This window comes from Paracoccus mangrovi, assembly GCF_042648425.1.
Taxonomy (GTDB): domain Bacteria; phylum Pseudomonadota; class Alphaproteobacteria; order Rhodobacterales; family Rhodobacteraceae; genus Paracoccus; species Paracoccus mangrovi.
Genome location: NZ_JBHRXJ010000020.1, coordinates 48,879 through 57,728 on the forward strand (window position 1 = coordinate 48,879; position 8,850 = coordinate 57,728).

6 protein-coding genes and 1 pseudogene are annotated in these 8,850 nt (G+C 54.4%); all 7 read left to right on the forward strand.

Going from position 1 to position 8,850, the window contains the following annotated elements; translation table 11 throughout:
• Positions 1–68 precede the first annotated feature (68 nt).
• Positions 69–1,505 carry an NAD-dependent succinate-semialdehyde dehydrogenase gene (locus ACFOMH_RS18610; RefSeq protein WP_374427280.1) on the forward strand — a complete coding sequence of 479 codons (1,437 nt, stop codon included), beginning with the start codon at positions 69–71 and terminating at the stop codon, positions 1,503–1,505.
• Positions 1,506–2,412: 907 nt separating this feature from the next.
• Entirely contained in the window at positions 2,413–3,552 is a 1,140-nt protein-coding gene (locus ACFOMH_RS18615) for a DUF4123 domain-containing protein (protein ID WP_377746347.1), read from the forward strand.
• A complete protein-coding gene (locus tag ACFOMH_RS18620; RefSeq protein ID WP_374427274.1) occupies positions 3,552–4,751 on the forward strand; it encodes a zinc-dependent metalloprotease family protein in 1,200 nt (399 codons plus the stop codon). The genes ACFOMH_RS18615 and ACFOMH_RS18620 overlap by 1 nt, the downstream gene beginning before the upstream one ends.
• A gap of 2 nt (positions 4,752–4,753) precedes the next feature.
• Positions 4,754–5,467 (forward strand): hypothetical protein, encoded by a 714-nt coding sequence (locus ACFOMH_RS18625; RefSeq protein WP_377746349.1) that lies wholly within the window; start codon positions 4,754–4,756, stop codon positions 5,465–5,467.
• A 423-nt stretch (positions 5,468–5,890) separates the two neighbouring features.
• Positions 5,891–6,666, forward strand: a pseudogene (locus ACFOMH_RS18630) (IS5 family transposase).
• Positions 6,667–6,824: 158 nt separating this feature from the next.
• Positions 6,825–7,178 carry a hypothetical protein gene (locus tag ACFOMH_RS18635; protein ID WP_377746351.1) on the forward strand — a complete coding sequence of 118 codons (354 nt, stop codon included), beginning with the start codon at positions 6,825–6,827 and terminating at the stop codon, positions 7,176–7,178.
• A gap of 202 nt (positions 7,179–7,380) precedes the next feature.
• A complete protein-coding gene (locus ACFOMH_RS18640; protein WP_377746352.1) occupies positions 7,381–8,697 on the forward strand; it encodes a hypothetical protein in 1,317 nt (438 codons plus the stop codon).
• Positions 8,698–8,850 lie beyond the last annotated feature (153 nt).

The window sequence follows — 8,850 nt, forward strand, 5'->3', positions numbered from 1 at the left end:
TCAATTAACTTGAGATTGGGTCCCCCGGAATGGGACCTTGCCGCGACAAGACGACTTGCGAGGGCATGATGAGCTACTATCCCGATCTGCATCTCTATATCGACGGGCAATGGCGCAAGACGCCCGACAGCATCGCCGTGCTGAACCCGGCCACCGAGGCCGAGATCGCGCGCCTGCCCCATGCCCGTCAGTCCGATCTGGACGACGCGCTGGCCGCCGCCGAAAAGGGCTTCCGCATCTGGAGCCGGACCGCGCCGCGCGATCGCGCCCATATCATCATGAAGGCCGCCGCCCTGATGCGCGAACGTCAGGAAGAGATCGCCCTGTCGATCACGGCCGAACATGGCAAACCCCTGCCCCAGGCCCGGCTTGAGGTGATCCGGGGCTGCGAGTTTCTGGAATGGGACGCGGGCGAGGCGGTGCGCACCTATGGCCGGGTCATCCCCTCGGCCCCCGGCATCCGCTATGTCGTCCATCATCAGCCGATCGGGGTGGTGCTGGGCCTTGCGCCGTGGAATTTCCCGATGAGCCAGCCCTGCCGCAAGGTTGCCGGCGCGCTTGCCGCGGGCTGTTCGATCATCCTCAAGGCGGCCGAGGAAACGCCCGCCGGCGCGCTGCATATCGCGCGGGCCTTTCATGACGCGGGGCTGCCGGCGGGGGTGCTGAACCTTGTCTTCGGCGCGCCGGCGATGATTTCGGACTATCTGATCCGGCAAGAGCCGGTGCGGCTGGTGGCCTTTACCGGCTCGACCACCATCGGGCGGCATCTGACCACGCTGGCCTCGGAAAACATGACCTCGGTCCTGATGGAGCTGGGCGGCCATGCCCCCGTCATCGTCTGCGAGGATACGGACCCCGAAAAGGCCGCGATCAGCAGCGCCATCCGCAAATATCGCAATGCCGGTCAGGTCTGTACCTCGCCGACGCGGTTCTTCGTGCATGAAAGCATCTATGAGCGGTTCCTGGACGCCTTTGTCAAACGCGCCGCCGCGACCGTGGTGGGCGACGGCATGACCCCCGGCGTCGAGATGGGTCCGCTTGCCAATGAACGGCGCGTCCCCGCCCTGCTCGACCTGATCGAGGACGCCCATGCCAAGGGCGCCGAGCTGCGCACCGGCGGGTCGCGGATCGGCAATCGCGGCTATTTCCTTGAGCCGACGGTGCTGGCGAATGTGCCCGCCCACGCCCGCATCATGCAGGAAGAGCCTTTTGGCCCGCTTGCGGTCATCAACCCGGTTGCATCGCTGGACGAGGCCATCGCACAGGCCAATTCGGTGCCCTATGGCCTGGCCGCATACGGCTTTACCAACCGCGCCGATTACATCGACCGCATGACCGACGAGATCGAGGCCGGCAACGTCTCATTCAACACGCTGGAAGCGTCGCTGCCCGAAACCCCGTTCGGAGGCGTCAAATCCAGCGGCTATGGCCGCGAAGGCGGCATCGAAGGGCTGAACAATTACATGATCATCAAGAATATTTCGCACAGCATGAAGATCGTCTGAGGCCCCGCCGGGCCGGCGAACGATGAGCATGTGATCCCGACCAGACGGGCCAGACGCCGCGACGCGCCTGGCCCGTTTCGGCTTTCGCGTTGCGTCGGGGCATGCGAGGCAATGACGCAGGAAATATAAGCACCATAATTTTGATGCGTTCGTTCCCGAGGCAGAACCAACCCGGTTCAATGAGGGAGGGTGTTGCCGCTTGCAACGGGACGGCATCGATATCTCCCAGAACTGCCGGACGTTTGACCTCGTTTAGAGTCAGGCGACCTTGGCAACACAGGTGCGCATAGGCGCCTGCCGTCCAGTTTGAAACGAGGGTGAATCGTCGGCCAGAAGCAATCTCTGCGGCCCAAGCATGTCTGGGGATCCGTGTCCGCCGCAAGATCGCAAATAACATCCGCGACCTCGCATTGTTCGACCTTGCCATCGACAGCAAGCCAAGGGGTTGTGATCTGGTGACTCTGAAAGTCGCCGACACCTATGCGACCGGTCGGTGAAAGGACGCGCTCCAATCATCCATAGCAAGACAAGGAAACCCGTCGGCTTTGAACTCACCAAGGCAGATCGGCGCGTGGCTCAAAGAAGCATTGTTTATCAGGTCAGAGTATTTGTGGCCCGGTTGTTTCCATGTACGGCCGCACATCTCGACCCGGCAATATGCCCGGCTCGTCCGAGAATGGGTTTTGTGATCGGGCTGGAACCGATATCCTATCGAACCTACGGTCCTGTCTGCTGCTGCCAGATGCAGTCACAGCCTGCCGGAGCTCAATGAAGCTATCGAGAGCAAAGGTCTTGCGCCCGCAATCATGAACCAGACCGGCGCGGACAGCCAGCAATTGCGTTTCGGCACGATATAGGCGCAACATAGGCGCAGTGTATAAATATATGCATGGTTACAGGTTTGGATATGAGCATCTCGAAAGATCATGATGGGGATGATCCATGGATGGTTGGGACGGGCAGCGCTGGGACTGTTCCTGCGGCGGAATCCAAACAACCCGCGCTACGTATCGAGACCATAGAAGGTGTAGAACCACTGGATATCCGGATGGGGGTGTTTCCAAAGAAGACGGTGCCGGATGTGCTGTATGATGCGCTGTTCGGTCAACCCGATCCATCATTAGCCGAGCTCAAGGCGGTAGGCGGCGACGCCTCAGCCGTGCCCCCCGTACGAACCTATGCTATTCTAGACGCGGCCAAGGTCATGAACCTTCCCGAGCTGCTGGAAAACAGCGGGCTAGAACATCGCTGCCTGTTCAAGGGCGACGCTTATGACCAGCTTAAGGATGTCGCCCCCTGGATCATACGGTTGGAAGAAGACAACCGTTTTACCCGGGACCTGTTCACCCGTTCGGACGCATACTGGCATCTCTGGGCCAAGGAGCCGGGTGTCTATGTCCGCTCACGCGCAGCACTTGATGACCTGTGGCGGCATTTGAGGAAGTTCACGCGTGTGCCGGACGATCAGGGTAAGATGCATTACCTTCGCTTCTGGAATCACCACGTCTTTCTGGCCTGTGTGATCGGAAACGATCCATCGAAACCGACCATTCCACCGATTTTGGGTAATGGTAACAATGTAACACTGCGGTCCGCTTTGGCACTGGATGCGGAAACCGGCATTGCTTGGATAATTTCGGGCAATGCGGACGATGCGCTCCAACCATCCCGTAAGCCGTTCAGGCTAAAGGATGAAGACACCCCACTCTTTCGCCGGGCATTGGTGCGACCGCTGGCAGTGAAGCTTGTACCGCAGCTGCGCAAAGAACATGGTCAGATTTGTGTTGGTCACAACTTGATCGACTTACAGCTTACTATTGAAAGGTCATTGATGCGACTGCACGAATATGGATTTCGTCGCCACGATATTCTAAAAGAACTGATCATCCAGGACATCTATTTAGGCTACCCTTTTGAGGATGAAGATATGACTGGAAATCTTCGGCGGATTTGCAAATCTGACGCCTTGCAAACGGATCGCTACGCTCAAATTTGTCGTCGATTACAGGACATGACTAAAGTAACGAATACGAGCTCGGAGATGTGATGAATACTACACCAAAGGGAACCCGCCCGGTTCCACGACCAATCGCTGAGATACCCGTACCCTCAGGGGTACCTGCTTCTCCCTATGAACTTCCGCCCGGGCGTCCACCTGAATTTGTCACCGCCGCCGACATCCCTGAACCACCCAAACTTCCTGATGAGCTTCCGCCTGCGCTGGAACAAAAATGCTGCCCGGAGGTGGCGACGTTTGAAATAGCTAAAACTAGATCTCTGTACTTTGCATTTGATCCAACAACAAATTTACCCGCAAATCCTGGCGCGGACGAATACTGGATTCCACCCACCAAGGCCAAATCATTACCTAGCTCAAAGATCACTCGTGACGGTGCGCGCTGGGTATCTGTTGGCGTAGGCCTTGAGACCGAAGTAGAGATAGCCTTTGACGGCCATAAAGGTGCTGGCTGTATCGTGAACTGTACCTATGAGGTTGTTCCTGCAAGTATCGCGGATGTGGTCACCACAGCAATTGCCGGCTCGGGCGTGTCGTTCAAGATTAAGGGCAAGGCCGTAGGAGAAGCGAGTCTAAAGGTAATCTGTCAGGGCAAGGAAATTGGCTGGTATCACATATGGTGCATCCAACCTGTCACAATCAATGTTGACGTTGCCAGCATCGTCACACCGAATTCCCGAGCCGCCGTATATTCAATATCTGACATGGAAGCATATATAAATGAAGTATATCGACAAACCCTTATTACCGTGTCTCTGAATGATGTCGGAGCGGTTACCGTTACACCCACACTATCTACTTATTCCAGTACAAACTTAGCGCATCTGAACCAGATGGATGCGCTTGCACGTGCTGCAAGCAGCAAGTTCTTGGCGGACTACCGTCTTTACTATTACGTTGATACTGCAGGACACAGCGGCGGCCTGGGTGTGGTTTCTGGTGGATTGGGGAATCCAGGCCCTGGATTTTCATTTTTTGACCATCATACAGATGGGTCATATAACACAATGGCGCATGAGTTCGGCCACTTGCTTAACCTCTCCCATCCCTTACATGACTATGATCAAGATGAGTTCCCTCTATTCCAATTAAATAAAATGTCTCCATCAGCAAACGTTCTGCCGGATGATCAGTGGAACCTCATGGGATATAACGGAACGCTTCCCCAGCGCGGGAGCAGTCGTAAGCCACTACGATATCTGCAGTGGAAAAAGTGCAACAGGAGTTAGTCATGCTAGAAGAGTATGTGAAGTTGATTGAACAGCTTTGCGCCCCGAACCTCGCAGCCGAAGTTCGGAGCATTGATATGACGCAGTCCGGCAGCCAATCGCTGGCACATAAGATATCCCAGGATATTCAGCGTTCTAACCGAACCGACTGCCTGTCGGCCTATGTCGGCTATTTGGCCTACAACGTCAGCAGCAGAACGGCGCCCGCTATGGCGTATGAGTTTTTGACCGCAGCGGCAATGGTTCCGCGGGATAACCGGGCCACATTGCAGAGCGATGTTGCGAAGGCCTTGACGAAGTTCAAGCCTTCGGCATCCAATCACAAGATGTATTTTAATGTCGCAGGGCTTTACAAACTGCAGCTTCCCGAAAGCTACAGCACTGAGTTTTCAGGTGCAGATTTTTGGGATCATTCACAACTGACGATGTCATACTACAAGTATCTGATCATGATTGGCAATCCAGAGGGATCAGTTGGATTCGATAGAATGCTAACGCAAAATAAGGATGACATATCTATCGTTTTTGGATTGGTTTCGGCGCTGTCGGATGTAGCTATCCTTATGCATCGCGAAGGGCGAAGCGTCATCGATGTGAGAAAGGTTCTGGAAAAATATCAAAATGATGACAGGAGAACCGTCGGGGTGAATGGGCCAGGTACTGGCGGTGCGCCCCAAGATATCGTTCGACCGGTACTAATGATAACCGGAAGGTGACATATTCTCGCCGTGTGAACCACCGAAAAGACCCGTGATGGGAAGTGCAGAATGCACTTCTGCCGAAACATCTCACATCCCGCAATAGCCCTTGCCGCTGGCGACTTAAATGGTCGTTTTCAGCACATCCCTGATCCTCCTGATTTATGATTCCCCTGCAAAACCAGATTGATTCATGAAGCTTAATGGCATATTTTTGAAGATTATCGCCTCTCGGCAGGCGGCCATATATTGAATGCAAATATCGATACACGGAAATCGGCGGTGGCGATGCGTACCGACGTATTGCTCCGAAGTCACTGATTGAAACCAAACGGCCAAAGGACAGAAAAACTCCGGCGGTATTCTTAGGTTGTGTTGACAAAAGGGATTCCGTTGTCAGACGTCCTGTGATTCAAGCTCATCTTTACTTGGGAGTTGGGCTTGGCGCGCAAACTGATATTCGACGATGAGTGGGCCTTCTTCGAGGGCTTCATTCGTGCCGTCCGACACCCGAATGGGCGGAAGCCTGCGGATCATCGTCTTGTTCTGAATGGTATTTTCTGGATTGCCAGAACCGGAGCGCCTTGGCGCGACCTGCCCGAAGAGTTCGGCAAGTGGTCATCGGTCTACCGCAAGTTCCGCCGCTGGACCCTGGCCGGGCTGTGGGAGGATATCCTAGACGCACTGAACCATGCAGGGATCGCGCCGGACAAGCTGCAGATGGTCGACAGCACCGTGATCCGTGCCCATCATCATGCGGCGGGTGCAAAAGGGGGACTCCGAAAGAGGCTCTTGGCCGTTCGAGAGGTGGGTTCTCGACCAAGATCCGCCTCCGGGTCAACGGTGCTGGCCTCCCGATGAGGACCGAGATCACGCCTGAGCAGGATTCCGACTACACCGGCTATGATATGGTGATGGCCGATAACCTGCCGCAGCCGGCAGTTCTGATCGCCGATAGGGGCTACGACTCTGATAAAATTCGGGAATACATCGAGCGCCGCAGCGCCCTGCCAATGATCCCAATGCGAAAAAACCGAAAGGTGCGCAAGGCTGTCGACATGACCATCTACACCCTGCGCAACATGGTCGAGCGCTGCTTCAACAAACTGAAAAACAGCCGCCGGCTGGCAACCCGCTACGACAAAACCGCCGAAAGCTTCATCGGCTTCGTAGACGTCGCCTGCATCAGGCTCTGGCTCCGACATTTTTCAACATAACCTAGGGCATCGCGAGGGACAAGATTCTGTGTCCGTGATATCTATGCGCAGCCGCCTAATTGCGGCCGCAACGAATCCAACCCATTAAGCAGGACAAAACACCTTCACAGATACCTTTACCCCCGACCTTGACGTAGCTCTGCTGAACCTCCACCTCCATGGTTGCGTGGATCTGGATGCCGCAAATCAGCTTTGTCAACTTGAACTGGCGGCCCCAACAACATTCACGCGGCGCGCCCCCGGTGTCGGGCTACTGTTATTCGAGGCGCTTGAACTGGAACTTTCTGGCTATCTTGAAATTGGCAGAATCGATCAAAGCCGGACGATCCGGCATCCTTTCGTGCAGGATGCCTTCTCTCAGCAGCTGCATGCCAGCCTTGGTGGTGAGCGACCTGATCGAAGCAGAATTGTTGGACAATCAGCCGGTCGACAGCGTCACATATCCTGCACTACTACCTATAAGTGTGCAAAAAAATGGTTTCAAAACACAAAAAACAGATCTTGTGACGTAGGAAGCCAGAGTGCCAAAAAAAGGAGTTTTCAGTTGACAAGGTAAGAGCATCTCGCGCAGGTCATACCTTTCATGAAAGTTGGACAGCCCGCCGCGCTCTTCAACTTGTATTTCCAAAGGATGACCTACACACAATCGCAATTGAGGGCATATCCTCTCATGATTCCGCTGAGCCTGGCGATGAGGCCGAAGATGTCGCCGACTTGGTTCTCTACTACGGAAACGACGATACTTTCGCTTCGTGTGAAACACTCAATACCGCACAGTTTAAGCACAAGGCCGACGGACAAGCTGTAACGTCGTCCTATTTGAAAAAGACCATTCAAAAATTTTCAGAAACCATCACCGGCTATGAAAAGAGTTCGCCTTCCGATGAAGTGGACAAAAAACTCTCTTTTTCATTCGTGCCGAATTGTGAATTTATCGATCAACTTTGGGAGGCCATCCGATATCTTCAGGGCGGAGAAAGGCCAACCTCTACTGCTGGGCTTAGCCAACTTAAAAATTTGGAAAACTGGTGCAAGGAGAAGTCCGTCAGCCCCGCACGCTTGTTTTCGCGGACCAGTTTTCAAGCGGCGACTGAAAACCTAGCAGCGCAAAATCTCAGGCTCAAACGGGCACTTTGCGACTGGTCGGCGGGTGCAGATGCCCAGTCAAGAATGAGGTTGTTTGAGTTAACCGAGCTCGCACGCGAGAAAGCTGGACTCCGCAGTCAAGAAAACAACTTGATCAAAAGGGAAGACGTCCTTGATGCACTGGGCTGTGACGTCGAAGATCTTTTTCCCGCCGAAACACGGTTTATCAATGTGGGAGAGGTGATTTATCGAGCACTGCAGGCAGAGGTTAGCGACCTACTCAACACATCGAACATACCCGTTTTACTACACGCCGTTGGCGGAGTTGGGAAAACTGTGTTCGTGCAAAGTATAGCTTTAGAGTGGGCGGAAAAGTACGAGGTTGTGGCATTCGACTGCTTTGGTGGCGGCGCATACCGATCTGAGGATCAGGGGCGGCACCTTCCGAAAATCGGCTTGCTACAGGTAGTGAACGAACTGGCTGCCCGTGGGTTACGTGACCCAATGCTCCCAAGTGACAATGATACAATTGGAATTGTCAACGCAACGCGAAAACGTCTGGAACAAGCAAGCAAGACCGTGGTCGAACAATCCCAAAAGCTGGGAGTGTTGGTGGTTCTCGATGCTGACAATGCTCAAATTGAGGCTGAATATCGCAATCAAGGTGCATTTCCTAAACTTCTCTTGACCTCATTGGCTCGCCGACCAACAGAAAATGTCAAATTGTTGCTGACGGCTCGCACTTATAGGATGTCAGAAGTCACCGGCCAAAGCGTCATCGCACAGTACGAACCCCCTCCGTTCGACAGCTCCGAGATCAAGGTTTTTGTTAAGAATAGGCGCGAGAGTGTTTCAATCGGTAAACTCCGGTGGGAGGTAGAGCCGCCGTCCAATATGGTCAAGGCGTTGGGTTGGCAGAACAGCCCCCGAACTCTGGGCAGGTGAGAGTAAGATGAAGAAGGTCAAATCCTATCTGGCCATAGCCGCAATGCTCGCTTTAGTCCGACATTCTCCAAGTGGCCTGCCGCTTGACTTCAAGATCGCCTGATTTTGCTCGCTGGGCAAGCGTTTTTCGCCCCGAGCGGTGTCTGTCGTCGC